The organism is Streptomyces sp. MMCC 100 (assembly GCF_041538145.2).
In the GTDB taxonomy this organism is placed as follows: Bacteria; Actinomycetota; Actinomycetes; order Streptomycetales; family Streptomycetaceae; genus Streptomyces.
Map to the genome: position 1 here is coordinate 3,573,246 of NZ_JBGORK020000001.1, position 24,441 is coordinate 3,597,686.

Here is a 24,441-nt window from a genome sequence, read left to right on the forward strand (position 1 = left end):
GACGCTGCGCCTCCCACCTCGCTGACCCGGCGGTCCCGGTGTCTGATGACTGCTGTGGTGGGTATCCGTGCATGGCCGCGACCGGTCGTCCTCGCCTGCGCGACGCTGCTGGTCGCCGGCTGCTACTACGCGGCGGGGCGGCTGGGGCTGTCCCAGCAGCTGACCGCCGACGGGTCGGTCGTCACGCCCATCTGGCCGCCCACCGGCCTCGCGGTCGCCTGTCTGCTCCTGTTCGGGCCGTGGTGCGTGCCGGGCATCGCCCTCGGTGCGCTGCTGGTCATCGTTTCGCTGGGTGCCCCCGGCGTCGAGGCCGTCGGCATCGTGGCCGGCAACACCACCGCACCCGTCTGTGCCTGGCTGATGCTGCGCGCGGTGGGGTTCCGCGTGAGCCTGAGCCGCCTGCGGGACGGACTGGCGCTCGTCTTCCTGGGGGCTCTGACCGCGATGCTGGTCAGCTCGGGAACGGGCGTCGGCATGCTCCTGGTGTCGGGCAAACTCCCCACCGACCATGTCGAGATCGTCTGGCTGGCCTGGTGGGTCGGTGACGCCATGGGGGTCGTTCTCGTCACCCCGCTGCTGATCCTGCTGTACCGCGCTCGTCTGCCGCCCCCGTCCGTGCGATGGACCGAGGCCGCCGGGCTCACCGTCGTCGTGTGCGTCCTGGTGCCGCTGATCATGTACAGCTCGGTCAGCGTGATGTTCCTGACGTATCCGATCCTCATCTGGTCGGCGCTGCGCTTCCAGCTGGCGGGCGGCATTCCGTGCGCCCTCTTCGCCTCGGTGGTGGCCACCGTCGTGGCCCGGCAGGAGGCAGGCTCCTTCGGAAAGCTGACCGAGATCGAGACGATGATGAAGCTCCAGGCGTTCAACGGCACCCTCGGCCTGACCGCGCTCCTGCTCTCCGCGGTGATCAGCGAACAGCTCAACACCAGACGGTCGGTGGAACGGGCCTGCCACGAACTGGTCGAGGCGCTGCAGCACCTGAACGCCGGCGGCTCCGGCAACCCGGGGCCACCCGGAGGAGAGAGCCGGTGAGCGCGGCGGCGCTCTCCCCGCCGCCGGCATCCCGGCCGCCGTCGGCACGGCCCGGACGTCACCCGACCGGGCAAGTGCGCGCGAGATCGGAAGCGGATGTCGGAGGCGGAGGTCGCAAGCGGGCGTGGGAAGCGGAGGTCAGAAGTCGTAGTCGTCGATGTTCCCGGCGTCGAAGACCGTCGGATCGCCGAGGGTAATGACGCCGTTCCCACCGAGCTTGAACCAGCCCATGTCTCCGGCCAGGAACATCTGCCCCTCACGGCCGGTGATCTGTCCGGAGGTGAGGGCCACCGCGGCGTGACCCGCCGGCTCGCCGAGCTTGGCCGGGTCCCACAGCAGGAACGCCTCCGCCGTGCCGTCCTCGGTAACCGTGAGGTCACCGTCGAGCGTCACGCGATCCGCGGGCGCTGAGACCGTGTCGGGGGTCATGGGCGCCACCTGCTCCAACGGTCGCTGTCTTGGTGAAAGGAGATCTCCGGGCCGGCGAGTATGAGTACCCGCCGTGGAGGGACTGGATCGCTGCGCCTGCGGGCCGATCAAGTGCTACGGAAGGCAACTGGTGCTGCGGATTGCCGCTTCACCCGAGAGTCCGGGGCCCGGCCCGGCGCAGGCCAGGCCCGCACGGAAGCTGTTCGCGGCGCGCCGCCGAAGGGCCGGGGCTCTGCTGCCGACGTCGTCCCATCCTTCGTTTTCGGCGTAAGCGCGGCGGGAACTCGGGGCCGGATCCGGCAGAAGGGACGTGACCGTGCCCGAGACCGACCCGGCCCGCATACAAGAGGAAGCCCTGCCCCTGTCCGGCCCGGCCTCCCTGGATCCGCTGATGGAACGTATCGGCGACGCCCGCTACGTCCTGCTTGGCGAAGCGTCGCACGGTACTGCCGAGTACTACCAGGTACGCGATGTACTGACCCGTCGGCTGATCGAGGAGAAGGGGTTCTCCTTCGTCGCCGTGGAGGGCGACTGGCCGGACTGCCAGGCCGTGCACTGCTCGCTGGTCGGTGCACTGGGGGCGCCCGAGGACCCCGGCGAGGTGCTGGCGGGCTTCGGGCGTTGGCCGAGTTGGATGTGGGCCAACACGGATGTAGCCGCGTTCACGAGGTGGCTGCGTCGGCACAATGAAGATCTGCCGACGGAGCGACGTGTCGGCTTTTTCGGGTTGGACGTGTACAGCCTCTGGGAGTCGCTGCACGCCGTGCTCGACCATCTGCGCGTACACGACCCCGGCCGGGTGGAGCATGCGGTGGAGGCGTACCGCTGCTTCGAGCCGTACGCCGAGGATCCCCAGTCCTATGCGCTGGCCACCCGGTTCACGCCCGAGGGCTGTGAGCCACAGGTGGTGGAGCTGCTCACCCAGCTGCGGCGGCGGGCCGCAGAGACCGCGGTGCTGGACGGCAATCTGGCGGAGTTCGCCGCCCGGCAGAACGCGGAGGTGCTGGCCGGGGCCGACCGGTACTACCGGTCCATGATCAGCAGCGGTCCCGAGTCGTGGAACATCCGCGACCACCACATGGCCGACACCCTCGAACGGCTCATGGACCACCACGGGCCCGGCGCCAAGGCAGTGGTGTGGGAGCACAACACCCACATCGGCGACGCCCGCGCCACCGACATGACCGACGCCGGCATGGTCAACGTCGGCCAGCTCGTCCGGGAACGGCATGCTGCGGAAGGCGTCGTGCTGGTCGGTTTCGGTTCCTATTCGGGCACCGTGGTCGCCGCGGACAGCTGGGGTGACACACCACGGGCGATGGACGTGCCACCCGCGCGCCCGGACAGCGTCGAGGACCTGCTGCACCAGGCACTGCCCGACGGGCAGGCCCTGTTTGTTTTTCCCCAGACGGAGCGTCAGGGGCCTACCAGCACCAACCACCCACAGTGGAGGGACCAGGAGCGCGATCACCGCGCCATCGGCGTCGTCTACCGGCCGGAGCAGGAACGCTGGGGCAACTACGTGCCCACCGTCCTCGACGGTCGCTACGACGCCTTCTGCTTTCTCGACCGCACGAGAGCGCTCACCCCATTGCGCGCGATTCCGGCACGCGGCGAGGAGGCACAGACCTGGCCGATGGGCGTGTGAGATCGACCAGGCAAGTCGGAAAGCGTGCCACCGATGAGGAAGGCCAAAGCCGTGAACCAACCACAGAACCCCGTCCACCAGCATCCGTAGAGCCTGAGTTCCCTTCCCAGGACCAGCCGCATCCCGGCCGGGCCGGCCCATGGACCCGCCCCGCCTCCGGATCACGGTGAGGAGTCCTACCGGGGCAGTGGCCGCCTGGACGGCCGCAAGGCCGTGATCACCGGCGGGGACTGCGGGATTGGACGAGCGGTGGCCCTGGCCTTCGCCCGCGAGGGAGCCGACGTGCTCTTCTCCTACCTGGACGGAGAAGAAGACGAAGCGCGAGACCGCTCGATGGGTGGAGGACGCCGGGCGCCGTTCTCGATCCCCTCTTCGCCGGGTTCGGTCCCTGGGCAAGCGTCTACCTCGATACGTCCCGGGACATCGACGACGCCGACAAGGCGATCGACCTGCGCCGGCGGCACCAGCGCGATGCCCTGATCGCACAAGGAGCCGACACCGCGATCATCTCCGCCCTGGCGACTGTCGTGGGAACGGGCCGCTCGCTGCCCGGTAGGCATGGACAAGCCTTGTTCACCGCGCACGGACGCCTCGCCCTGTCCCTCGGAGTCCTCTGCCGGACCGGCTCTGCTGGAAGCACGCGTGGGGCAAGTGCTGGAGGGGCGCTTGAGCGCCGCGGACGAGCAGCAGGTGGAAGCGTTCCTGGCACAGCGTGCGCGGCACCGCCGGATGTCCGAAGGCGCCGCAGATCGCGCTTTCGGCCTCAGAACTGGAGGCTTTCGGTGCGACGTCTCCCGGGGAGGAGCGGGCCGATACGGCCGTGCTCTACGCCGTCTTCCGCACCGGAGCTGAACTGATCGTGCTGCCACAGGACCGTATGCGCCTCACCGACGGCGTGGGCGTCTTGCTGCGCTACCAGGACGACCTCAGCACGGCTGCACAGTAGCCGGCGCGGAGGCTGTCGCGCGGTCGGCGACGGAGGCCATCGAAGCGCTGCCCGTATGGGGAGGGCCGAAACGCCGTAGCACCGGGGTTCGGGTCATGCCCTGCCCGTGAAATGGGTACGCGGGGCGGTGACACAGCGGACGAATCGATCCGCCATTCGGCAGAGCGGGGAAGAAGTTGACGCCGATGATCTCCGAGACGGTTCTGGTGCCCGCGGGTGGTACCACGCTCCACGGCGACTTCGTCACCCCGACGCCTGCTGGGGCCGTGGTGCTGTTCGCCCACGGCAGTGGCAGCTCCCGGCACAGTCCACGCAATCGGATGGTTGCCGCCGAACTGCGTAGCGCCGGCCTCGGCACGCTGCTCATGGACCTGCTCAGCGAAGAGGAAGAGCGCCATGACACGCTGACGGCAGAGCATCGCTTCGACATTCCCCTCTTGGGCAGGCGGCTCGTGGCGGCGATCGACTGGCTTGAGGTGCAGTCCGAATCCAGCGGGCTGCCGGTGATTCTCTTCGGCGCCAGCACCGGTGCGGCCGCCGCTCTGGTTGCCGCGGCCGATCGGCCGTGGCGCGTACTGACCGTGATCTCCCGGGGCGGACGGCCCGACCTGGCCAAAGACGCCCTCGATCAAGTGACGGCCTCGGTGCTGCTGATGGTCGGCGGCCAGGATCCCGAGGTGCTGCGGCTGAACGAGGAGGCGGCCCGGCGACTGCGTGCCCCGCACTCCCTGCGCGTGATACAGGGAGCCACACACCTGTTCCAGGAACCCGGTGCTCTGGAGAAGGTCGCCGATACGGCCAGGCAGTGGTGCGACAACCGACTGCGGTCGGTGGGAAAGGCGTCGGAGGAGGAGGAATGACCGCTCGCACAACGCGCGCAGGGCAACTCGATGACTGACTGAGGCTTCGTTACTGACGGGAGTGGGGACGATGACGGGTCGTCACGGCCGGTCGTCCTCGCCGGGATCGATGACACGTCCGAGTCCTGGCTTGCCGAGCTTGCCGTGGACTGGGCAGCCGCCGAAGCCGAGCGGCGCGGTGCCGCGTTGCGGCTCGTCCACGCCCTCGGCTCAGCCGTGGAGATCGGGTACGACGAGACTGGGACGGGGCTCACGGAGCAGGTCTTCGAGGCAGCGACCAAGCTGCTGGCGATGCCCGGACCCGGGTCGCGACCGCGTATCCCGGGCTGCGGACCGACACGGCCCTGGTCGGTCGAGGGCCGGTTCGGCCTGCCTCTGGGGTCAGTGGCACACGCGGTGCTGCATCACGCGAGCTGCCCCGTCGCGATCGTGCCCGTACGGTAGCTGCTGCTACGAGGCACATGACTGCCGTAGTAGGCATTCATCGTCGAGTTCGTCGGCCATTACCCGACCCCTTCCCCGCACTGCCTGTCGTATCGCCGCATGAGCGACGCCGGACACTTGCCGGCAGCGCCGATCGGGCAGGTCGGCCGGAGGCTCACCGAAAAAGGGATCGCTGCCTAGGGGCTGCGTTTTCCTCACACGTCCGAGAGTGCGCCGGACGTGTGGGCAGGCCAAGGGGGCTTCGTCCAGGGACACACGGCCGTCCAATCCGGAGTTACCGCTGGGCGAGGAGCAAACGCCCGACCCCTGAACACCGACGCGCGGGCACGTGTCGGTGTCAGGAGGCCCGGCTGGGGTAATGCGGAGGGGCTCAGGAGGCCCGCACCGCACATGGCGCCGGCCGATTCGCAGACTGGCAGGCAGGAGAGGTCGATGCGGATGCAAGGCGACGACTCGGCGTCGGCCGGGGGCCGCGTGGGGGACGCCGCGGCCCGGCTGGCTCAGGACACTACGGAACTGGCCCGGCGGGAGATCGGGGCCGTGCAGGAGGAGGTCCTGGCCGCGCTGAAGCGGTTCGGTGCGGGCGGAGTGCTGCTCGCTGGGGCGGGGACGTGCGGCGTTCTCGCCCTGTGGGCGGTTCACGAGACCGTGTTGCGAGCGGCCGAGTCCGTTCTGCCGAGGGGCAGGGCCGCGGCGGTGCTGGCCTGTGCCTACGGCGCGGGCGGTGCGGCTCTGGGAGTGGCGGCCCGCAACAGGATCCGTGCCGCGGCCGACACAACCGCCGAAGCGCTGGAGAAGGAGGCCGGGGCACTGGAAGGGGAACACGCGCAGATGCCGGGCGGACCACCGAGCGAATCTTGACGCCCGCGGCCGACAGGACCCCGGTCGGCGCAAACCCGGGCCGCCCGCACCGGAGCGGGGTGAGGCTCGCTCACGGCCCTGAAGAGTCCCTTCCTCCAACTTCACCGAGGCGGCGTTTGACCGGCCCACGCTGATCGCGCACAGGAAGTTGCCGTCGGACAGAGCTGCACTTGGTGGCGTGCGGAGGTTGTTCGTCCCGGTGACGGCAGACGCCGAACAGTATCGAGTCAAGGTCAGTTCCCAGAGGCTGGTAAGGGTGGCAGGTCGGCCGTCGTACTCATGGCGATCGCAGGACGTGTCAGGTGGTGAGAAACGAGTCGTCCTCAGGGCGGGCGCCCGGCAGCCGCTGGCGGGCGGCGATGAGGGCCGCGTCAATGTCGCGGGTACCGGTCGACACGCAGCGTGTAGGCGACGTCATCCATACGCTGGCGAACCTCCTCGGTGCCGTCCTCGGCATGCAGGACGCGCAGTGCGTCATACTGCTCGCTCAGGCCTTCAGCACGGCGGGGTGTGCCATGAGCATCGGAGAGCCTCCCTTTCACCACCGCTTCCGTGGGTCTTGCACCGACCCGGTTACTCGGGCCCAGGCCGCCATTCCCAAGGGACGACGGCGGCCGGGCCGGTGGTTGCGAGGCTCAGTCGATGGAGAGTGCCGCAGCAGGTCGCCGGCTTTCGGATCGGCAGGCCGGGCAGGTGGCGGGGTCCGCCCGCGCCGAGGACCTTCACGATGATGTCCCGGTCGGTCAGTATGCCCGTGAGCTTGTTGTCGGTGTGCAGATCGGCAGGGCTCCGACCTCGAGGTCCTTGATGTTGCGGGCGGTGTCCAGCACCGTCTCTTCTGCGCCGGTGCACTCGGCCCCGCCGGTCATGATGTTCCGGGCCTTCGTCATCAGATTCCTTCCCGTCGTGGTGCGTCCGGTGCCCTCGCGCCGTCGGTGCGGCTGCGATCTCGGTGGACGGGGCGTGTGTTCCGAGACACCGTGCCCAGTAACGGAGCCTGCCCGTCTGCAGGTGTTCTTCCTGGTGTGGCATCTGGACCTTCCTGGTCCTCACCTGACGTCTTCCTGCGGGAGAACGTCTGGCCTCTCTGAGAACCCGGAATCTGGGTAGTACGAGAGGAACCACGTCGACCGCTCCGCGCTGGTCGCAGCCCGGGGAGAGTCGGCTCGGTCTCACCAGGTGAGCAGCAGGAGGTTGAATGCGTCTTTACCACAGTCGTCCCACGGACCCGGGGTATCGCCGCCTGCGGCACGGGCGCGGCTTCCGATACCTCGGTACTAGGGGGGACCCGGTGCGCGATCCTGCGGAGCTGGACCGGATCCGGGCGTTGGTCGTACCGCCGGCCTGGCGTGATGTGTGGATCTGTGCTCGGACGAACGGGCATCTGCAAGCCGTGGGCACCGACGCCGCCGGACGCCGTCAGTACCTGTATCACCCGCAGTTCCGCACCGAGCAGGAGCAGGCCAAGCACGAGCATGTGCTCGATGTTGCTGAGGTTTTTCCGGTGGTGCGGGAGGCCGTCGAGGGGCATCTGGGCGATCGGGGACTGACCCGGCAGCGCGTTCTCGCTACGGCCGTACGCTTGCTCGACCTCGGCTTCTTCCGCATCGGTAGCGACCGGTACACCGAACTCAACAGCAGTTACGGCCTGACGACGCTGCTGCGCGAGCACTCCCACTGTCAGGCCGGTGCGGTCCTGTTCACCTACACCGGCAAGCATGGCAAGGAGATCGTCCGAACGGTCGCGGATCCCCCTGCCTGCCGTAGTCTCAACGCGCTCAGACGGCGACGGGGCGGCGGTGACCGGCTCCTGGCGTACTGGGAGGGGCGTCGTTGGCACGACGTGAGCGGCGACGACGTCAATGTGTACCTCAAAGAGTTGGCCGGCCTGGAGATCAGCGCGAAGGACTTCCGCACCTGGCACGGCACGGTCATGGCTGCCGTGGCGTTGGCCGTCTCCCGGCCCGTCACGCGCAGCGAGACCGCCCGGCGCCGAGCCATTGCCAGGGCGGCGCGTGAGGTGGCTGGGTACCTCGGCAACACACCTGCGGTCTGTCGTGCGTCTTACATCAATCCACGGGTGATCGAGTTGTACGAGGAAGGCGTGACCATCGCTTCCGCGCTGCCCTACCTCGGTGACGACAGCGCGTACGGGATCCCCGCCACTCAGGGGCCTGCTGAACGGGCCGTGCTGCGCATGCTCCGGCCTGGCGCTCCCGGACGGCGCTCACCGCTTTGAACACCTGCTCGTGTCGCTCGGTGTAACGAGGTGCCCGCGTCCGGAGAACGAGGTGTCCGCGCCCTGAGCCGGGAGATCCCGCACCTTTCTCTGGGGCCAGGGTCGCCGGTCCGCCACTGCTGCTTGTCCCGATGCCGGACCCGATCTTCTCCTCCTGCGAGAGGGGATCGCGGTCGGATAAGTGCCTCCGCTGTTTCGATGCTCCGGTTGTCACGCCGCGTGCACTGGGGGTGGCCAGTCCGACGGGCCTCCAGCGCCGCAGTGCGGCGCTGGAGGCCCGTTGCCTTCTTTCTTGCGCACCATGACAGCGCCTGTCCTCGTCGGCTGCGGGTTCCGTGTCGGTGGGCCGCCGACGTCGGTCTCAGCGGTCCAGTTCGTCCTCTACCGGCGGTTTGGGTACATCACGCAGATGCTGCGACTGCCCCTGCCTGCCGCCCTCACGGGCCTGCTCGGCCCGCTGCGCGGGACTGAGACCGAGATCGGAATCGGGGTCCACCCGCACCGACCGAGCCACCTCTTCGCGGTTGGCGTACTGCTCGGGCGGGATCGCGCGTAGCGCTTTCACGACCTCCTGGGAAGCGCCGGACCGAACCGCCGCTTGGGCCAGTTCCTCCTTGCCGGCGGGGAAATCGACGTCCTTCAGGGCGCTCACCACGTCCCGGGCGCTCGTGCCGTGAGCCATGCCGTCTCCTTCGTCGTGCGAGCTTCTGGTGGGCAACGGGTAACCGTTGTTGGCGCGTCACTCACATCCCAGCCGTACACACGGCCTCGCGATGCGTGCGCCGAAGAGCTGCAGGAAGGTGCCTGACTTATGAAACGATCGCCTCCCGGTCGGCCGACCGCGTGTCATGGTGGTGGTCATGGCGGCTGAAGTGGATGTGGCCGTGCTGGTCGGGCTGCAGGCTTCCGGGAAGTCCACGTTCTACGCGCGGTGCCTGGCGGATGGGTACGCGCTGGTGAGTAAGGATCTCTTTCCGCGGGGAGCCAGGAACAAGCAGCAGCGCCAGATGCGGCTGGTGGCGGAGCACCTTGCCGCCGGGAGATCGGTGGCGGTGGACAACACCAATCCGTCGCCGCAGGAGTGGGGCCCGCTGGTGGAAGCGGCTCACTCGTGCGGTGCCTCTGCCACGGCCTACTGGTTCCCTCCGGACGTGGCCGGGTCGCTGCGGCGCAATGCCGCTCGGTCAGGCCGTCAGCGTGTCCCGGACGTCGGAGTCCTGGCCACGCTGAAACGCCTGCGCAGGCCGTCGCCGGAGGACGGGTTCGACAAGGTACGTGAGGTGCACTTCGACGGTCGCGGCGGCTTCGAGGTGCACACGTGAGCGATTTCGTCAGGACTCGTTGCCCGGCTCGTTGCGCCGGGTCACGAACTGTTGTGCCCGTTCGGGCAGGACGGGGTCTTGTCCCCCTGCTTGACATGAATCTTCTCGCTGCAGCTTGCGCGGTAGAAGTCATCATCTGTCTCTGTGCCTTCTCGCCGGCCTTGGCGGTCATGACTACCTCACTCACGCATACATCGATCGCACTTGCCGAGTCTTCGCACGGCGGAAGTTCCGGGTCTCCCTGATGAGTGGTGCTGAAATTGGGCCAGACGCGCGCTCCTCCCGTCCCTCACCGCCGACACCACTCGGACAGCCTCGGCCGCGCCGAGCCACTGGGCGGGTGGGCGGGACCGGGACGTCCTCACCGCCCCGCGTGTCCGCCCCCGGCTTCGGGGCACTGGGGTCTGTCAAACGTGCGCTGTAGCTGGGGTAGTTGGGGTTACTGGCGGGCTGCCGACAGGCGGCCGTCGAAGGTGATGTCGAAGGCGTTCAGCGCGGTCTTCCAGCGCATGGTCCAGCGGGCCTGGCCCTTGCCCGTGGGGTCGAGGGACATGATCGCCATGTAGACGCACTTCAATGCGGCCTGCTCGTTGGGGAAGTGTCCGCGGGCCTTGACCGCGCGGCGGATTCTGGCGTTCACCGACTCGATCGCGTTGGTGGTGCAGACGATGCGGCGGATCTCGGTGTCGAACCGCAGGAAAGGGGTGAACTCCTCCCACGCGTTCTCCCACAGTTTGACGATCGCCGGATACTTCCGGCCCCAGGCGTCAGCGAACTCGGCGAACCGCTCCAGAGCGGCCTCCTCGGTCGGCGCCGTATAGACCGGCTTCAGAAGCTTGGCGATCTTGTCCCAGTCCTGGCGGGCGGCATAGCGGAAGGAGTTCCGCAGCAGATGCACCACGCAGGTCTGCACCATGGTCCTCGGCCAGACCGTCTCCACTGCCTCGGGCAGGCCCTTGAGCCCGTCGCAGACCAGCATGAGGACGTCGTTCACGCCGCGGTTTTGATCTCGGAGAGGACGTGCAGCCAGTGCTTGGCGCCCTCGCCGCCGTCGCCGGCCCACAACCCGAGGATCTCCCGCCGGCCCTCGGTCGTGACGGCCAGGGCCACATAGATGGGCCGGTTGGCCACCGCGCCGTCGCGGATCTTCACGTGAATGGCGTCGATGAAGACCACCGGATAGACGGTGTCGAGGCGCCTGCTCTGCCACTCGGCCATGCCCTCGAGCACCATGTCGGTGATGGTGGAGATGGTCTGGCGGGAGACCTCGGCGCCATAGACCTCGGCCAGGTGGGCCTGGACCTCGCCGGTGGTCAGGCCCTTCGCGGCCAGCGAGATGACCATCTCGTCGACGCCTGTATCATCCACTGGCGCTTCGTCGAGGAACTCACCCAGAAGGACATCGGCGAGCACCTCGGCGTCTCCCAGATGCACGTGTCCCGCCTGATCTCCCGACTGCTGGCCCGCCTGCGGGCCGGCATGCTCAGCGAGTGCTGACGGAAAAGGGAAGAGGGATCACGAGTGTCCAGGAGATGCGGCCGCCCTCCGTGGCACAGGGCGCGCAGGGCGTTTGCCTCGGTCGCCGCGATACCGATCAGACGCTCCAGGCGGCGGCGTATGCGTACGGCTGCCCTGGTCGGCTCGACCCATTTCGACCGGCGCTCCCTCGACCACGACGAGGAAGTCGTGCTCGCCGTGCTCGACGCGGAGTTCACCGCCACCCTGGACAGGCACTTCGAGGCCGACAGGACAGCCGGCGAGCCGATTCGGCAAGGTCGTCGGAGACAGCGATCCGCGTTGCAGCGCACCCGCGAGGCGGCCGTGCAGACCATCCGCCGGTTCCTGTGAGGGTGCTCGGGCGCCGCCGCATCCACATCCCACACTTCTGAATCCCAGAAACCAGAGCTGTTGGATTTCTGGATCGGCGATTCCTAGAGTGAGCGCGGGGGAGTCGCGCGGCACCGCGCGCTCACGGGAGCGTCCAGTTCGAGGAGATCCATGCAGCAGCGCACCATCGGCGACCGGACCGTCTCCGCGATCGGCCTCGGTGGTATGCCGATGTCGATCGAAGGGCGCCCGGACGCGGAGCAGTCGATCGCCACCATCCACGGTGCGCTCGACGCCGGTGTCACCCTCATCGACACAGCCGACTCCTACCACCGCGACGCGAACGAGGTGGGCCACAACGAGGAACTCATCGCCCGAGCACTGCGTGAGTACGGGGCCGGCGCCGCCGACGTCCTCGTCGCCACCAAGGGTGGCCACCTGCGCCCCGGCGACGGCACGTGGACGCGCAACGGTGATCCTGAGTACCTCAAGCGTGCGGCCAAGGAGTCCGCCCGCCGGCTCGGCGTGGACGCGATCGGCCTCTACCAGTTCCACCGCCCCGATCCCGCGGTCCCCTACGCCGACTCGGTCGGTGCCGTCCGCGAGCTGCTCGACGAGGGCGTCATCCTGATGGCGGGAATCTCGAACGCCGACGTCGCGCAGATCGAGGAGGCCCGCGAAGTGCTCGGCGGCCGGCTCGTGTCGGTGCAGAACCAGTTCTCGCCGGCGTTCCGCTCCAGCCAGGCAGAACTCGAGCACTGTGCCGAGCACGGCATCGCGTTCCTGCCGTGGAGCCCGCTCGGCGGCATCGCGAACGCCAAGGACCTGGCAGCGCGTCACGGTGTGTTCCAGCAGGTCGCCGACGAGATCGGCACCAGCGTCCACCAGGTAGCGCTCGCCTGGCAGCTCGCGCTCGCGCCCGTGGTGATCCCGATCCCCGGCGCCTCGCGCCCCGCGAGCATCCGCGACTCCGCAGCCGCGGCCGACCTCGAACTCACAACCGACCAGATCGCGCTCCTGTCCGCCTGATCCGTCCGAGCCACAGCGAAAGAGCCGCATGAAGACCTTCACCCTGCCCGGCACCGACATGGTCGTCCCCAACGTCGTCCTCGGCCTGATGCGTATCCAGGACATGACCGACGACGAGGTGCGCACGCTCGTGCGCACGGCGCGCGACGCCGGCATCACCTTCCTCGATCACGCCGACGTCTACGGCTCGGGCAGCCACGGATGCGAGCGCCGTTTCGCGGAAGCCCTGAAGCTCAGCCCCTCGGAGCGCGAGCAGTTCGTCATCCAGACGAAGGCCGGGATCGTCAAGGACGGCCCGTACTTCGACTTCTCCTACGAACACATCGTGGAGTCGGTGAACGGTTCGCTCGAGGCACTGGGCACGGACTATCTCGACATCCTGCTGCTGCACCGTCCCGACGCGCTCGTCGAACCGGAAGAAGTGGCCCGTGCCTTCGACGAGTTGTCGGCAGCGGGCAAGGTGCGCGCCTTCGGCGTCTCCAACCAGACGCCGCGGCAGCTCGATCTGCTGCGCAAGCACGTGACACAGCCGATCGTCGCGAACCAGCTCCAGCTCTCGATCACGCACGCGCCGATGATCGCGCAGGGTGTCGCCGCGAACATGCAGGGCCTCGACCAGTCGGTCGTGCGCGACGAGGGGATCGTCGACTACTGCCGCCTGCACGACATCACCGTCCAGGCGTGGTCGCCCTTCCAAGCCGGATTCTTCGACGGCCCGTTCCTCGGCTCGCCCCGCTATCCCGAGCTGAACGCGGTGATCGACCGGCTGAGCACGAAGTACGGCGTACCGGCCGAGGCGATCGCGGTCGCCTGGATCACGCGCCACCCCGCGCGCATGCAGGTCGTGCTCGGCACGACCACGCCGCAGCGTGTCGCAGCCGCCGCGCTCGGCTCGGACATCCCGCTCACCCGGCCCGAGTGGTACGAGCTGTTCCGCGCCGCCGGCTACACGGTGCCGTAGCCGGTCGTCGGCCTCCCCAGCGGCTCAGCGCTGCAGGCAGGAGACGGTCGCCGCGGTGCTGGTGCGAAAGGTGAAGGCCTGCTCCAGACCCCATACTTGGAAGTCGCGCACCCGGTCCGAACCGGTCCGGTCCCACGCCCGCACGCAGCACACCGGCTGGCGGCCCGCGAGCCCGCCGTGCCCAGCGCGGGCAGTGCGGGTGCGGCCCTCTGCGGCCGGCGCCGCGGCGACCGTCCGGCGGCATCACGTGCGGGTGCCGGCAGACGCCGGTTCCGTGCCGCGACGGCGCGCTGCGCGTCCCCGCCCTCGCCGGCCACCGCACGAGTCGACGTCTGGCCGGGTTCGGGTGCGAGACACCAGGTCTCTGGCCCACGCGGCGGCGATGTTCGGCGGTTCCCGTCGTGGACCTGCCCGGCCGATCGTCGCCGATCCGCTGCCACCCTACGCGCGGGCCGGTGTGCGCAAGGCGAGCAGGGCGACGTCATCGTCGTTGTCGTCGGGTCGCACTCCGTCCAGCAGGGAGTCACAGAACCGGGGGAGGGGACGGCGGGCGAGGGACGCCGCGTGCCGGCGCAGCCGGTCCAGCCCTCGGTCGATGGAATGGTGCGGGGACTCGACCAGCCCGTCGGTGTAGAGCAGCAGTGTGGCCCGGGGTGGCAGGACGGTGACGGTGTCGGGGCGTGGTCTGCCGGCCCCGGTACCGAGGAGAATGCCGTGGGGGTCGTCGAGGTAGCGGGCCTGCCCGTCGTGGGTGACGAGCAGGGGCGGCGGGTGGCCGGCGTTCGTCCACCGCAGGTGCCAGAGCCGGTCGTCACCGAGCGAGACCCTGGCGAGGATCATGGTCGCCATGGGGACTTCGGCGATGTGCATCACCGCCTCATCGAGCTGCTTGACCACGGCACTGGGATCGGCCGACGGCTGGGACCAGGCGAAGGCACGCAGCATGTTGCGTACCTGTGCCATGCCGGCCGCGGCGTCGAGATCGTGCCCGACGACATCACCGATGGCCAGGGCATGGGCTTCGGAACCGAGGGCGAAGGCGTCGTACCAGTCTCCGCCGACCGAGGAGGCGTGCGGGGCGGGCAGGTATCTCGCGGTCATCTCGAGGCCGGGCACGCTGGGGAGCTGCGGCAGGAGGTGGCGCTGCATGGTTTCGGCGACCTTGCGCTGGCGCTGGTACAGGCGGGCGTTGTCCAGTGCGAGGCCCGTCCGGCGCGTCAGGTCCTCCAGCAGCGGCAGGTCCGCGGCGGTGAAGCGGGCACGGCGTTGGGAGCGGCCCAGCGTCAGGGCACCGAGTACGTCCCGCAGGCCGCGGATGGGCGCGATGACGGCGGAGTGCATGCCGGTCTCGGCGAACAAGCGATGCTGCTCGACGGCGATACCCGAATCGGGCTCGCCCTGGTAGGTGGAAGGTCCGGCGAGAGAGGAAGCGGCGCCGCGCAGGGCGCGGGACAGGGGCATCGGGGACTCCTCGGGCACCGGAGGCATGGGGCCCTGCAGGTCCTCCCGCTCGATCAGGACGCCGTCCTTGTGCTCCATCACCAGGGCGCGCGTCACCTCGTCGCGTTCGGTGAGCAGGTCGAACACCGCCCAGTCCGCCAGCCGGGGCACGGTCAGGGCCACCAGCCGGTGCAGTGCCTCGTCCACATCCAGCGTCGACGTGAGCCGCGTGGTCGTCTCCGCGAGCAGGGCCAGGCGCTCCAGTTCCGTCAGGGGGGCGGGGTCTTCTTCATCGCCCTTGCGCAGTTTCACCTGCGTCGGCTCATAGAGGAGTACGAGCCCGCCCGGCTCCTTCGCGCCGAGTGAATAGGGTGTGACCAGCCAGGACAGCGGGACGAGGGAGCCGTCCCCGAGCACGAACCGCCCGGTGTCGCCATGTCTGGTGCTGCCTTCGAGAAGCGCCTTCCTCAGTGGGCAGCGGGTGCGGGGCATGGCGTTCCCGTGGTCGTCCCGGTGCAGCAGGTCGTGGAAGTCCTCTCCGACGAGCTCCGCGAGGCTTCTGCCCAGCATCCTCTGGGCCGCTTCGTTGGCGGCGACGATGCCACCGTCGTCGTCCAGCACGATGGCGGACGTCTTCATGCCGCCCAGCGTGATGTGGAGCGGGGCATCATGCCGCGTTCGGTTCCCGGACAGGGGAAAGTCGGCTTGCGATCGGCCGCCGAGCCGCCGAGGACCGTCCATGGCGGCATGCTGTCAGGGCATGCGGTGCCGCTGCAACAGGCTCAGCTGAGCGAGTCGCGGTGCCCGGACCCTTCCTCGGGTGGGCCGGCCGCCTCCGACGGGCCGCGCCGCGCTGTCCGCTCAGTCCTGACGGGCCGCACGGCGGGCGGACCGGCGGCGAAGCCACAGGGGAAGGGCGTACCACGACAGTGCGAACCAGATCATCACCCCGCCGACGAGCAGTTTCGCCATGAGGCCCGGCACCACGACGTGCAGGATCAGGAGCAGTGTGCAGCCGATGGTCCCGGCCATCAGGAGCATGCCGCACATCATCAGCCGGTGCGCCACCTCCACCATCTCGTCCTTCATCCGCTGCCCCGACAGGAAGCGATGGATGGAGACCGGGGCGATCAGGCACGCGGTGGCCGTGGCACCCGAGATGACGGTGGCGACGTAGACGCCGTGGTCGAAGGTGCTGAGATCGTGGAAGAGCGGGGTGAACGCGACACTGAGCAGGAAGCCGAACAGGATCTGGACCCCCGTCTGAGCGACACGGGTCTCCTGCATGATCTCGTTCCAGCGACGGTTGACCCGCTCCCGCGGTGTCTCGGGTGCCTCGACTGCGGCAGCCCTGGTCTGCCCTCCGCACGCACAACCCCCGTCGGTCGTTGCCTCCGACCGTTCGATCGACTCCGTCGTCATGTCGGTGTTCCCCCTCCCTCTGCGGACCGTTCATCTGCCCGTTGAAGTTGGTCGCATGCCGGATACGCCGACGATGTGGCGGGGGAGGCGGCATCTACCGGCCTTGCGCTGCGCGGCCGCCGGCCCTTGTTCCCTGCCTGACGGCGACTCCGACTGGTGCAGCTGTTTCCCCTTCGCAAGCGCCCGCCCCACTGCCCTGCCTCCCAGTGAGGAAAGCAGTTGCACCCTCTGCCTTCTCGCAGGCAGGGTGCGGTGTGACCGGAACAGCGACCGAACTTCCCGTCGTGGATGGAGTCCTGTCCGGCGTGGACTTCGGCGGCCACGGGCAGAACCGGCTCGACTCCACCGGTCCCGAGCAGTACTGGCGAGACATCGGTAGCGTCGTCACCACGCCGGCCTGGGGCCCTCCCGTGCTGGTGAGCCATTCCACCGGCGGGTAATCATTCTCGACCTGGTGCGAGACGGAGCCGCGGCATCGGTCGGGAGCGTCGATTGATCCCACCCCGACAAGGAGTTGCTGTGCACCATTCCGATGCCCCGGCCATCAGGGAGATCTCCGTGGCGGACGAGGGGGCTGGGCCTTACGGCATCGCGGCCGGACCGGACGGTGCGCTGTGGCTCACCTTCGCGCGCAGTGGGCGCATCGCGCGTCTCACTCTCGACGGCGAACTGAGCGAATACCCCCTGGACTCGTCCGAGTGCCGCCCTACGGTCATTACCCCCGGGCCCGACGGAGCACTGTGGTTCACACGGTCCCAGGATCACCGGATCGGCCGCGTCACCGCCGACGGTGAAACGGAGTCCTTCCCCGTACCGACACCCGGCAGCGGCCCCTTCGGTATCACTGTCGGCCCGGACGATGCGATGTGGTTCACGGAGATGAACACCGACCGCATCGGCCGTATCACCGGGAAGGGGGAGACCACCGAGTACGTTCTTCCCCTTACCGGCGCCTTTCCCTCGGCAATCACCACAGGCCCTGATGGGGCCCTGTGGTTCACCCTCAACCAGGCGAACGCGATCGGCCGCATCACTGTCCACGGAGAGATCGCGTTGCACCCGCTCCCCACCGCGGGCGCCGCACCCGTGGGCATCACGAGCGACGGCGCCGCCCTGTGGTTCGTTGAGATCGCAGCGGGCCAGATCGGCAGGATCTCGCTGGATGGCGGGATCAAGGAGTTTCCGCTCCCTGACCGCACGGCCAAACCCCACGCCATTGTCGCGGCCTCCACCGGGGAGTGCTGGTTCACCGAATGGGGAGCCAACCGCATTGGCCACATCACCGACAGCGGCGAGATCGCCGAGTACAGCCTGCCGTCACCGTCGTCCGAGCCTCACGGCATCACCCTGGGTCCCGACGGCGCTCTGTGGGTGGCCCTCGAAACGGGAGGGGTCGCGCGGGTGGAACCGTAGCCACATCGGCGAACAGGTCCGCCGTCGGCCGGAGTGCTCGGACCGCGAGCAGCTTGTCGATGCTGGAAGGATCTTCTTGACCTCGACCGGACTTGAGGTTGGAGGCTGTGCGGGACATCGTTTTGAGTGAAGGGTGCTGCTCATGCATGCGGTTCAAGTGGCCTCGTTCGGCGCTCCGGAGGTGCTGACCCTCGTGGACCTGCCCGATCCGGTGCCCGGCCCCGGCCAGGTCGTCGTCGGCATGGTCGCGGCCGACGTGATCTTCCTGGACACCCTGCTGCGCACCGGGTGGGGGCAGGACATCTTCCCGCGAACGCTGCCGTACGTGCCGGGTGGCGGCGGAGCGGGTGAGGTGCTGGCCATCGGTGACGGAGTGGACCCGGCCTGGGTCGGCCGGGTCGTAGCCGTACGAACCGGCACCGGTTACGCCGAACAGGTCGTCGCGGGTGAAGAGGAAATCATGCCGGTCCCTGACGGGCTGGCCGCCGTGACGGCGGCCGCACTGGTGCACGACGGCGTGACCGCGCTCAACCTGCACCGGCTGGGGGCGCCGCGCAGAGGAGAGTGGGTGCTGGTCTCGGCGGCGGCCGGAGGGGCGGGCACACTGTTGGTGCAGTTGGCCGTCGAGGCCGGAGCCCGGGTGGTGGCCGCCGCGTCCAGCGACGCCAAGCGGGACCTGGCCCGCGACCTTGGCGCCGAGGCCGTCGTCGACTACACGCGGGCGGACTGGACCGAGCGGGTGCGTGAGGCGACCGGCGGCGGCGCCGCGCTCGTCTACGACGGCGCGGGCGGGGCGCTCGGTACGGCCGCCGTGAACGCGCTCGCGGACGGTGGTCGGTTCGTCACCTACGGCACCGCCGACGGCTTCGCCGCCCCGGACCGGGAATCGGCCGCACGCCGAGGCATACGGCTGCTCATGCCGCTCATGGACGGTCCACCGGACCAGGAGACCGTCCGGGAACTGCTGGGTCTGGCGCTGGAGCGCGCCGCCAAGGGAAGCCTGCGTCCGGCGATCGGCGCCACCTACCCGCTGGAGCAGGCCGCCGAAGCTCACCGTGGTCTGGCCGCGCGCACCACTGTGGGCAAGTCACTGCTGCTGATCGACGGCGAGTAGGACAACGCACTTCGGCGAATGGAGTTCGATCACCCGTGCCCTGGCGATTGGCCCCGGCACGGCGACGTGGGCAGCCCCCGACCGGGACCGGCATCAGCTCTCGTGGGTGGTCGCTGACCGGTAGCGGGGGGCCAGGACGATGTCGGAGCCGTCGCGGAGAGCCCGTTCGGCAGCCGCCAGTCGGGTGACGGCGTCGGCGTCGCGCAGGCCGGGCACGCACACCACTTCACCGGCGTCCAGTGCGGAAAGCGATGCGGAGACCACGTCGGCCGGGGGCATTCCGCCCTCGTCGTGCACTCGTTCCTGCCCGGACACCGGCGTGTGGCCGGCGCTGAGATGGAATTCCGTGGCGGTGAGTCCGGGGCAGACCACTTGTACGCGCACGGGCGTGGTGGCGACCTCCGCCGCCAGAGTCCTGGTGAAGGTCACCATGTAGCCCTTGGTACCGGCGTACACAGCGCGATGGGGGAGTGGGACCGGCGGCAGGGAACCGGCGAACGCCAGGAGTGAGGCCACGTTGATGACCGCACCTCGGCCGCGAGCCGTCATGTGAGGAAGCGCCGCGTGGGCCAGCACGGTGGGCGCCACCACGTTCACGTCGATGACCTTGGTCAGAAGGCCGGGGTCGGCTGCCGCGAAGGGGCCGTAGCCGTTGATGCCGGCGTTGTTCACGAGCAGGGTGACATCGTCCTGGGCTACGCGTTCGGTGACCCGGACGAGGTCTGCCTCGTGCGCGAGGTCGGCCACCATTGTGGTCACCGCGATGCCGTCGCCGAGCCGCTCGGCCACTGCGGCGAGCCGGTCGGCGCGACGTGCGATCAGCACCAGGTCCCAGCCACGCCGGGCCAGCTGGGTGGCGTACTCGGCGCCGATGCCCGAGGACGCTCCGGTCACCACGGCTGTACCCGTTTCCCGGTCAGCTGCCATCGGATGGGTCCCTCCTCGAAGGGCCCACTGCTGTGTGGGCGAGTTTCGGGGGTGTCGTCGATCGCAGAGGCGGGTCTCCGGCTGTTGCTGAGGGAAACGCCATCTCGGTGGCCGACGGCGCTCACCCCGCGACCGTGCCAGTGCGGGGTGAGCTGATCGTCTCAGGACCTCGTGGTCAGCGGGACTGGCGGAACCGAGGTGCCGAGCCCGCCACCACCATGGCTACCGCAGCCAGATCCAGGCCATCGCGTGCATGCCTGTAGCGGACGCCAGCACGACCGACACCCAGCTTGCGTGCCGTCTGAGCAGGGCGCGGCGCAGTTGGAGGTAGCGTCCTTCGTACTCTTGGCGCAGCTCTCCAGCGCGTGCCACGGTCGCGCTGAGCATGGCACGCGTCAAAGTGAGCCGATGGTCGACGTAGTGCCGCGTGAAGTCTTCGGCCTGGGCTGTGGTCATCCACGGCATGCGGTCGCACAAAGCTTGTGCTTCGCTGCGGGCTTCGTCGTAGTAGGCCTGAGCCCGCAGGAAGCCCTCTGCCTGCGTGGCGACGGTCGCGGCGTCGTCGAGGTGCGGGCGTGGGCGCTGACTGCCGGTCATGGCCGTTCGCCTTCGTGTCCCGGCGCGTCGATGACGTCACGTCGGCCGGTGTTCTCCTTCTGGTCCAAAGAGGTGAGGTCGAAGTGGTGCAGGTCGAAGGCGGGTGACTCGGAGCGGATGCGCGGCAGCGTGCAGAAGTTGTGCCGCGGCGGCGGGCAGGAGGTGACCCATTCCAGCGAGCGGCCGTAGCCCCACGGGTCGTCCGCGTCGACCGGCTTGCCGTACTTCGCTGTCTTCCACACGTTGTAGAGAAACGGGAGCATGGACATGCCGAGCAGGAAGGAGCTGATCGACGAGATGGTGTTGAGGGCGGTGAAGCCGTCCGCCGCCAGGTAGTCGGCGTAGCGGCGCGGCATGCCCTCGGCGCCCAGCCAGTGCTGGACCAGGAACGTGCCGTGGAAGCCGACGAACAGCGTCCAGAAGGTGATCTTGCCGAGGCGCTCGTCCAGCATCTTGCCGGTGAACTTCGGCCACCAGTAGTGGAAGCCGGCGAACATCGCGAACACCACGGTGCCGAACACCACGTAGTGGAAGTGCGCCACCACGAAGTACGAGTCCGAGACGTGGAAGTCCAGCGGCGGTGAAGCCAGCAGCACGCCGGTCAGGCCGCCGAAGAGGAAGGTGACGAGAAAGCCGGTGGCCCACAGCATGGGCGTCTCGAAGGACAGCGAGCCCTTCCACATGGTGCCGATCCAGTTGAAGAACTTCACACCGGTCGGGACCGCGATCAGGAAGGACATGAACGAGAAGAACGGCAGCAGCACACCCCCCGTCACGAACATGTGGTGGGCCCACACCGTCACCGACAGACCCGCGATCGCGATCGTCGCCCCGACCAGGCCCATGTAGCCGAAGATCGGCTTGCGGGAGAAGACCGGGATGATCTCACTGACGATGCCGAAGAACGGCAGCGCGATGATGTAGACCTCCGGATGCCCGAAGAACCAGAACAGGTGCTGCCACAGCAAGGCACCGCCGTTGGACGCGTCGAAGATGTGGGCACCGAACTTGCGGTCGGCCTCCAGCGCGAACAGGGCCGCGGCCAGCACCGGGAAGGCGAACAGGACCAGCACACCGGTCAGCAGCACGTTCCAGGTGAAGATCGGCATGCGGAACATGGTCATGCCCGGCGCGCGCATGCAGACGATCGTGGTGATGAAGTTGACCGAGCCGAGGATGGTGCCGAAGCCGGAGAAGGCCAGACCCATGATCCACAGGTCACCGCCGATGCCGGGCGAGTGCTCCGCGTTGGACAGCGGGTTGTAGGCGAACCAGCCGAAGTCGGCCGCGCCCTGCGGGGTCAGGAACCCGCCCACCGCGATGGTCGAGCCGAACAGGTACAGCCAGTAGGCGAGCATGTTCAGCCGCGGGAACGCCACGTCCGGCGCGCCGATCTGCAGCGGCATGATCCAGTTCGCGAAGCCGGAGAACAGCGGCGTCGCGAACATCAGCAGCATGACCGTGCCGTGCATCGTGAACGCCTGGTTGAACTGCTCGGTCGACACGATCTGCAGACCGGGCCGGGCCAGCTCGGCGCGCATGACCAGCGCCATCACGCCGCCGATCAGGAAGAACGCGAACGACGTCACCAGGTACATCGTGCCGATCGTCTTGTGGTCAGTGGTGGTCAGCCACTTGATCACTACGTTGCCGGGCGCCTTGCGCCGAAGGGGCAGTTCGTCCGAGTAGTGGTCGCCGGCTTCGGGCCTTGGAGGCTCGTGGACAGTGGTCACGGCGCGTATGTCTCCCGCTGCATGGGGTGATGGGCGGGTCCATTCTCGCCGTGCGGGGTGCAGTATGACTCCTGACGCAAACGACACGCGGGCCGGTCCGTGCGGAATGCACTCGGATGGGGGTCGGCCAAGAAGCTCAGTGATCACGCCCGCCGCGTGGTGCGGGATCCTTGCCGAGCTTCCGTTGGTGCCTCGGCTCGTACCGGTAGCACTTCTTGGTGGGCGAGCGCCGGCCGGCGCTCGCCCTGCCGCCGCATGCCAGGCGTTTGCAGGGTGTCCCTCGCTGTCCTCCGGGCACCCGGTCGAGGGAAGGGGGCGAATGAGGAGAAAGAGTGGCTTCGCTTCCCCTCAGGCCGAGAATGCCTGGGAATGCAACGTCGGCGAACCCGCCGAAGCGATGTGCCCGGCATGTTGCTGTACGTGGCAGGCGACTGCGGCCAGGTGCCGTTACAGGCCGACGAAGTACTGATCGTTGCTCCCCTGGCAGAGAGCGGCTCCGACGTCCCCGGGCGCTTCGGTGCCCTGCTGCATTGGATGCACGAACCGACCTCGGTTTGACGAGGACGTACATGAAAGAAGCGAGGTGTCCACAATGGAGCGAGGTAGTAATCCGATCAGTCCGCGTGAGGACGACGAGATGAAGCACGAGCTGGAGGGCCACCTGCGTTCCGGCCGGCCGACGCACGCGGAGGAGGCTTACGACCCTGAGCCGCCGGCGGACGACGATGTTCGCGTGAACACGAGCGGACCGGTGCCGCCGCCCGGAGAGGAGCGGGAAAAGGCTCAGGCGAAAGCCGAAGCAGATTCCCTGCGACGTGAACTCGCACGACATTTCGAGCGATCCGCTTTCCCCGCCGACCGACAAACAGTGCTGGACGTCCTGGAAGCACATCACGCGCCGGACACCACGCTGGAATCGGTGCGGCAACTGCCGGACAGCGGCGAGTACGCCAACGTAACCGAAATCGTCAACGCGCTCGGCCACGGGCCCGCCGCATGAACCCTTCTGTCCCGGTAGCTTCTGCTACTTCGCCGGCTGCCGCACTGCCGACTGGTCCTGAGGGCAACGCGGCCACCACCGCAGGCCCCATTTCGGGGCCCGCGGTGGCGGCTGGACGAAGGTCGCGCTTGGGTGGGGGCAATGGCTCAGTCACTCCCAGTTTCGGTGAGATGACCAGCACCGGAGCCGCCATCACGATGATCGTGCCGCGACCAGTCGCAGCGGGACAGGACCCGGAGGTGATCGACCGTGACAGCCAAAGCGGGCGAGAAGGCGCAGAAGACCGGGGATTTCTACTGCGCCAAATGCGATGAGAAGGTCCACGTCAAGCAGGGCGACAAGATTCCGCCGTGCCCCAAAGGACACGAGGAGTACGAAACCCGTAGGAATGAGCCCGGCAACAAGTCTTGAGTCAGGAAGAAGCCGGTGACTGTCCCACCCAGGGACTGAATAGGCAGGCATTCAAAGCGGGGCCGGATGACCGTGAGAGGACCTGCTCCAGCGCCCCCCAGGCACGAGCTGGCGACGCCGACAGACGCCCTACGATCTACTGATCAGCGACGGCACCTTACGACACGACCTGGCTTTCACAGCGCTCCGCCATCTGCGCGGCCGTCCGGCCGCATCGGCGACCGGGCAGCGGGCCGCAACCGGTTCGCCGACGGCTCTCAGCCAGCCGTCAACCGTCGGCCACGGCCTGCAGGGCCGTTCCCCATCCGTCTTCGACGCCTCAGTCCCCGTCCTCGGCGGCGCGGCCTGCGGGCAGCAGCTCGCGGATGTCCGCGGGCAGTGCCCCGGCCACGTTCTCCATCAGCTCTGGAGCGAGCGCGGCGTCTAGCACCTCCAGTACGGCGGCGGCCTCGCGTACGGCCGCATCCTCGTCCGTTCCGGCGCGGCCGGCGATCCTTCCGGTGAACGCTGCAAGGTCGAATCGCTCAGCCGACGCGGTTGAAGGCCCATCGGCCGAGGAGTCCGTCACCTGTCGGACGGAAGCCGCCAGTTCCGGTGGAAGCTGGGCGGCCATGTGATCGGCGAGCCCGGCCGGAAGCCGTTCGGCCAGGGTGGTCAGCACGGCCTGTGTCGCCCGCTCGGCCGGCCCGCGGCCTGGCAGCTGGGTCAGCGCCTGCACTTTTCCGATCATCTCGTCATGCTGCATGAGGTGTCCTTCCTCAAGGGCGGCCCGTCGGGTGTCGC

General features: G+C 68.7%; 23 protein-coding genes and 7 pseudogenes. 19 read left to right on the forward strand and 11 right to left on the reverse strand.

The features are described from left to right. Nucleotides 1–45 precede the first annotated feature (45 nt). Nucleotides 46–1,035 carry an MASE1 domain-containing protein gene (locus ABS735_RS16615; protein WP_373905391.1) on the forward strand — a complete coding sequence of 330 codons (990 nt, stop codon included), beginning with the start codon at nt 46–48 and terminating at the stop codon, nt 1,033–1,035. A gap of 138 nt (nt 1,036–1,173) precedes the next feature. Here ABS735_RS16615 and ABS735_RS16620 read toward each other — a convergent pair. Continuing rightward, nucleotides 1,174–1,398: pseudogene (locus ABS735_RS16620) on the reverse strand (rhamnose ABC transporter substrate-binding protein); the annotation flags it as partial. Nucleotides 1,399–1,780: 382 nt separating this feature from the next. Here ABS735_RS16620 and ABS735_RS16625 point away from each other — a divergent pair. The 6 genes and pseudogenes from ABS735_RS16625 to ABS735_RS16650 all read left to right on the forward strand — a co-directional run bounded on the left by ABS735_RS16625 (nt 1,781) and on the right by ABS735_RS16650 (nt 6,223). Further along, nucleotides 1,781–3,112, forward strand: coding sequence for an erythromycin esterase family protein (locus tag ABS735_RS16625; protein WP_373905390.1), 1,332 nt, complete (start codon nt 1,781–1,783; stop codon nt 3,110–3,112). Nucleotides 3,113–3,163: 51 nt separating this feature from the next. After that, nucleotides 3,164–3,473: pseudogene (locus ABS735_RS16630) on the forward strand (SDR family NAD(P)-dependent oxidoreductase); the annotation flags it as partial. A gap of 351 nt (nt 3,474–3,824) precedes the next feature. Next, nucleotides 3,825–4,058 carry a hypothetical protein gene (locus ABS735_RS16635; protein WP_373905389.1) on the forward strand — a complete coding sequence of 78 codons (234 nt, stop codon included), beginning with the start codon at nt 3,825–3,827 and terminating at the stop codon, nt 4,056–4,058. A 185-nt stretch (nt 4,059–4,243) separates the two neighbouring features. Beyond that, nucleotides 4,244–4,918, forward strand: coding sequence for a dienelactone hydrolase family protein (locus tag ABS735_RS16640; RefSeq protein ID WP_373905388.1), 675 nt, complete (start codon nt 4,244–4,246; stop codon nt 4,916–4,918). 144 nt (nt 4,919–5,062) lie between these two features. Continuing rightward, nucleotides 5,063–5,362, forward strand: a complete 300-nt coding sequence (locus tag ABS735_RS16645; RefSeq protein WP_373905387.1) for a universal stress protein — start codon at nt 5,063–5,065, stop codon at nt 5,360–5,362. 432 nt (nt 5,363–5,794) lie between these two features. Then, on the forward strand, nt 5,795–6,223 hold the full coding sequence (locus ABS735_RS16650) for a phage holin family protein (protein ID WP_373905386.1): 429 nt from the start codon (nt 5,795–5,797) through the stop codon (nt 6,221–6,223). A 298-nt stretch (nt 6,224–6,521) separates the two neighbouring features. Here ABS735_RS16650 and ABS735_RS16655 read toward each other — a convergent pair. Both ABS735_RS16655 and ABS735_RS16660 read right to left on the reverse strand, forming a co-directional pair. Continuing rightward, nucleotides 6,522–6,746: pseudogene (locus ABS735_RS16655) on the reverse strand (DUF5133 domain-containing protein). A 220-nt stretch (nt 6,747–6,966) separates the two neighbouring features. After that, entirely contained in the window at nt 6,967–7,113 is a 147-nt protein-coding gene (locus tag ABS735_RS16660) for a CBS domain-containing protein (protein WP_373905385.1), read from the reverse strand. A 308-nt stretch (nt 7,114–7,421) separates the two neighbouring features. Here ABS735_RS16660 and ABS735_RS16665 point away from each other — a divergent pair, with 308 nt between their 5' ends. After that, nucleotides 7,422–8,462, forward strand: coding sequence for a DNA topoisomerase IB (locus tag ABS735_RS16665; protein ID WP_373905384.1), 1,041 nt, complete (start codon nt 7,422–7,424; stop codon nt 8,460–8,462). 361 nt (nt 8,463–8,823) lie between these two features. On the opposite strand, the gene ABS735_RS16670 is transcribed toward ABS735_RS16665, so the two are convergent. Further along, on the reverse strand, nt 8,824–9,144 hold the full coding sequence (locus tag ABS735_RS16670; protein WP_373905383.1) for a DUF2795 domain-containing protein: 321 nt from the start codon (nt 9,142–9,144) through the stop codon (nt 8,824–8,826). A 178-nt stretch (nt 9,145–9,322) separates the two neighbouring features. Here ABS735_RS16670 and ABS735_RS16675 point away from each other — a divergent pair, with 178 nt between their 5' ends. Further along, nucleotides 9,323–9,784 carry an AAA family ATPase gene (locus ABS735_RS16675; RefSeq protein WP_373905382.1) on the forward strand — a complete coding sequence of 154 codons (462 nt, stop codon included), beginning with the start codon at nt 9,323–9,325 and terminating at the stop codon, nt 9,782–9,784. Between the two features lie 439 nt (nt 9,785–10,223). Here the strand turns inward: ABS735_RS16675 and ABS735_RS16680 are convergent. Then, nucleotides 10,224–11,143 (reverse strand): annotated as a pseudogene (locus tag ABS735_RS16680) (IS256 family transposase); the annotation flags it as partial. Here ABS735_RS16680 and ABS735_RS16685 point away from each other — a divergent pair. The 4 genes and pseudogenes from ABS735_RS16685 to ABS735_RS16700 all read left to right on the forward strand — a co-directional run. Beyond that, nucleotides 11,144–11,281: pseudogene (locus ABS735_RS16685) on the forward strand (sigma factor-like helix-turn-helix DNA-binding protein); the annotation flags it as partial. 123 nt (nt 11,282–11,404) lie between these two features. Continuing rightward, nucleotides 11,405–11,632, forward strand: a pseudogene (locus ABS735_RS16690) (phospholipase D-like domain-containing protein); the annotation flags it as partial. Between the two features lie 150 nt (nt 11,633–11,782). Then, nucleotides 11,783–12,640 (forward strand): aldo/keto reductase, encoded by an 858-nt coding sequence (locus ABS735_RS16695; protein WP_373905381.1) that lies wholly within the window; start codon nt 11,783–11,785, stop codon nt 12,638–12,640. Between the two features lie 28 nt (nt 12,641–12,668). Further along, complete coding sequence (locus ABS735_RS16700; protein ID WP_373905380.1) at nt 12,669–13,601, forward strand: aldo/keto reductase; 933 nt, start codon at nt 12,669–12,671, stop codon at nt 13,599–13,601. 441 nt (nt 13,602–14,042) lie between these two features. Here the strand turns inward: ABS735_RS16700 and ABS735_RS16705 are convergent, their stop codons facing one another. Together ABS735_RS16705 and ABS735_RS16710 are read right to left on the reverse strand one after the other, a co-directional pair. After that, nucleotides 14,043–15,680: a SpoIIE family protein phosphatase gene (locus ABS735_RS16705; protein ID WP_373905379.1), complete on the reverse strand. Its 1,638-nt coding sequence runs from the start codon at nt 15,678–15,680 to the stop codon at nt 14,043–14,045. A gap of 222 nt (nt 15,681–15,902) precedes the next feature. Beyond that, a complete protein-coding gene (locus tag ABS735_RS16710) occupies nt 15,903–16,463 on the reverse strand; it encodes a DUF6328 family protein (RefSeq protein ID WP_373905377.1) in 561 nt (186 codons plus the stop codon). Between the two features lie 254 nt (nt 16,464–16,717). Between ABS735_RS16710 and ABS735_RS16715 the strand changes: the two are divergent. The 3 genes and pseudogenes from ABS735_RS16715 to ABS735_RS16725 all read left to right on the forward strand — a co-directional run. Next, nucleotides 16,718–16,900, forward strand: a pseudogene (locus tag ABS735_RS16715) (alpha/beta fold hydrolase); the annotation flags it as partial. Nucleotides 16,901–16,982: 82 nt separating this feature from the next. Continuing rightward, nucleotides 16,983–17,876, forward strand: a complete 894-nt coding sequence (locus ABS735_RS16720; protein ID WP_373905375.1) for a Vgb family protein — start codon at nt 16,983–16,985, stop codon at nt 17,874–17,876. Nucleotides 17,877–18,018: 142 nt separating this feature from the next. Beyond that, nucleotides 18,019–18,990: a zinc-binding dehydrogenase gene (locus tag ABS735_RS16725; RefSeq protein WP_373905374.1), complete on the forward strand. Its 972-nt coding sequence runs from the start codon at nt 18,019–18,021 to the stop codon at nt 18,988–18,990. Between the two features lie 93 nt (nt 18,991–19,083). Here ABS735_RS16725 and ABS735_RS16730 read toward each other — a convergent pair whose 3' ends face one another. From ABS735_RS16730 to ctaD, 3 genes are all read right to left on the reverse strand, one after another. Continuing rightward, the gene (locus tag ABS735_RS16730) at nt 19,084–19,917 is read right to left on the reverse strand and encodes an SDR family NAD(P)-dependent oxidoreductase (protein WP_373905372.1); all 834 of its coding nucleotides are present in this window, start codon (nt 19,915–19,917) and stop codon (nt 19,084–19,086) included. A gap of 222 nt (nt 19,918–20,139) precedes the next feature. Continuing rightward, a complete protein-coding gene (locus ABS735_RS16735) occupies nt 20,140–20,514 on the reverse strand; it encodes a hypothetical protein (RefSeq protein WP_373905371.1) in 375 nt (124 codons plus the stop codon). Continuing rightward, nucleotides 20,511–22,247: an aa3-type cytochrome oxidase subunit I gene (ctaD, locus tag ABS735_RS16740; protein ID WP_373905370.1), complete on the reverse strand. Its 1,737-nt coding sequence runs from the start codon at nt 22,245–22,247 to the stop codon at nt 20,511–20,513. The genes ABS735_RS16735 and ctaD overlap by 4 nt, the downstream gene beginning before the upstream one ends. A 408-nt stretch (nt 22,248–22,655) precedes the next feature. Here ctaD and ABS735_RS16745 point away from each other — a divergent pair, with 408 nt between their 5' ends. The 3 genes from ABS735_RS16745 (at nt 22,656) to ABS735_RS16755 (ending at nt 23,658) form a co-directional block, all read left to right on the forward strand. Next, nucleotides 22,656–22,805 carry a hypothetical protein gene (locus tag ABS735_RS16745; protein WP_373905369.1) on the forward strand — a complete coding sequence of 50 codons (150 nt, stop codon included), beginning with the start codon at nt 22,656–22,658 and terminating at the stop codon, nt 22,803–22,805. A 79-nt stretch (nt 22,806–22,884) separates the two neighbouring features. Continuing rightward, complete coding sequence (locus ABS735_RS16750; protein ID WP_373905368.1) at nt 22,885–23,247, forward strand: DUF2795 domain-containing protein; 363 nt, start codon at nt 22,885–22,887, stop codon at nt 23,245–23,247. Between the two features lie 249 nt (nt 23,248–23,496). Then, complete coding sequence (locus tag ABS735_RS16755) at nt 23,497–23,658, forward strand: zinc ribbon-containing protein (RefSeq protein WP_373905367.1); 162 nt, start codon at nt 23,497–23,499, stop codon at nt 23,656–23,658. Nucleotides 23,659–23,977: 319 nt separating this feature from the next. Here the strand turns inward: ABS735_RS16755 and ABS735_RS16760 are convergent, their stop codons facing one another. After that, nucleotides 23,978–24,403: a DUF2267 domain-containing protein gene (locus ABS735_RS16760; RefSeq protein WP_373905366.1), complete on the reverse strand. Its 426-nt coding sequence runs from the start codon at nt 24,401–24,403 to the stop codon at nt 23,978–23,980. Between the last annotated feature and the right edge of the window lie 38 nt (nt 24,404–24,441).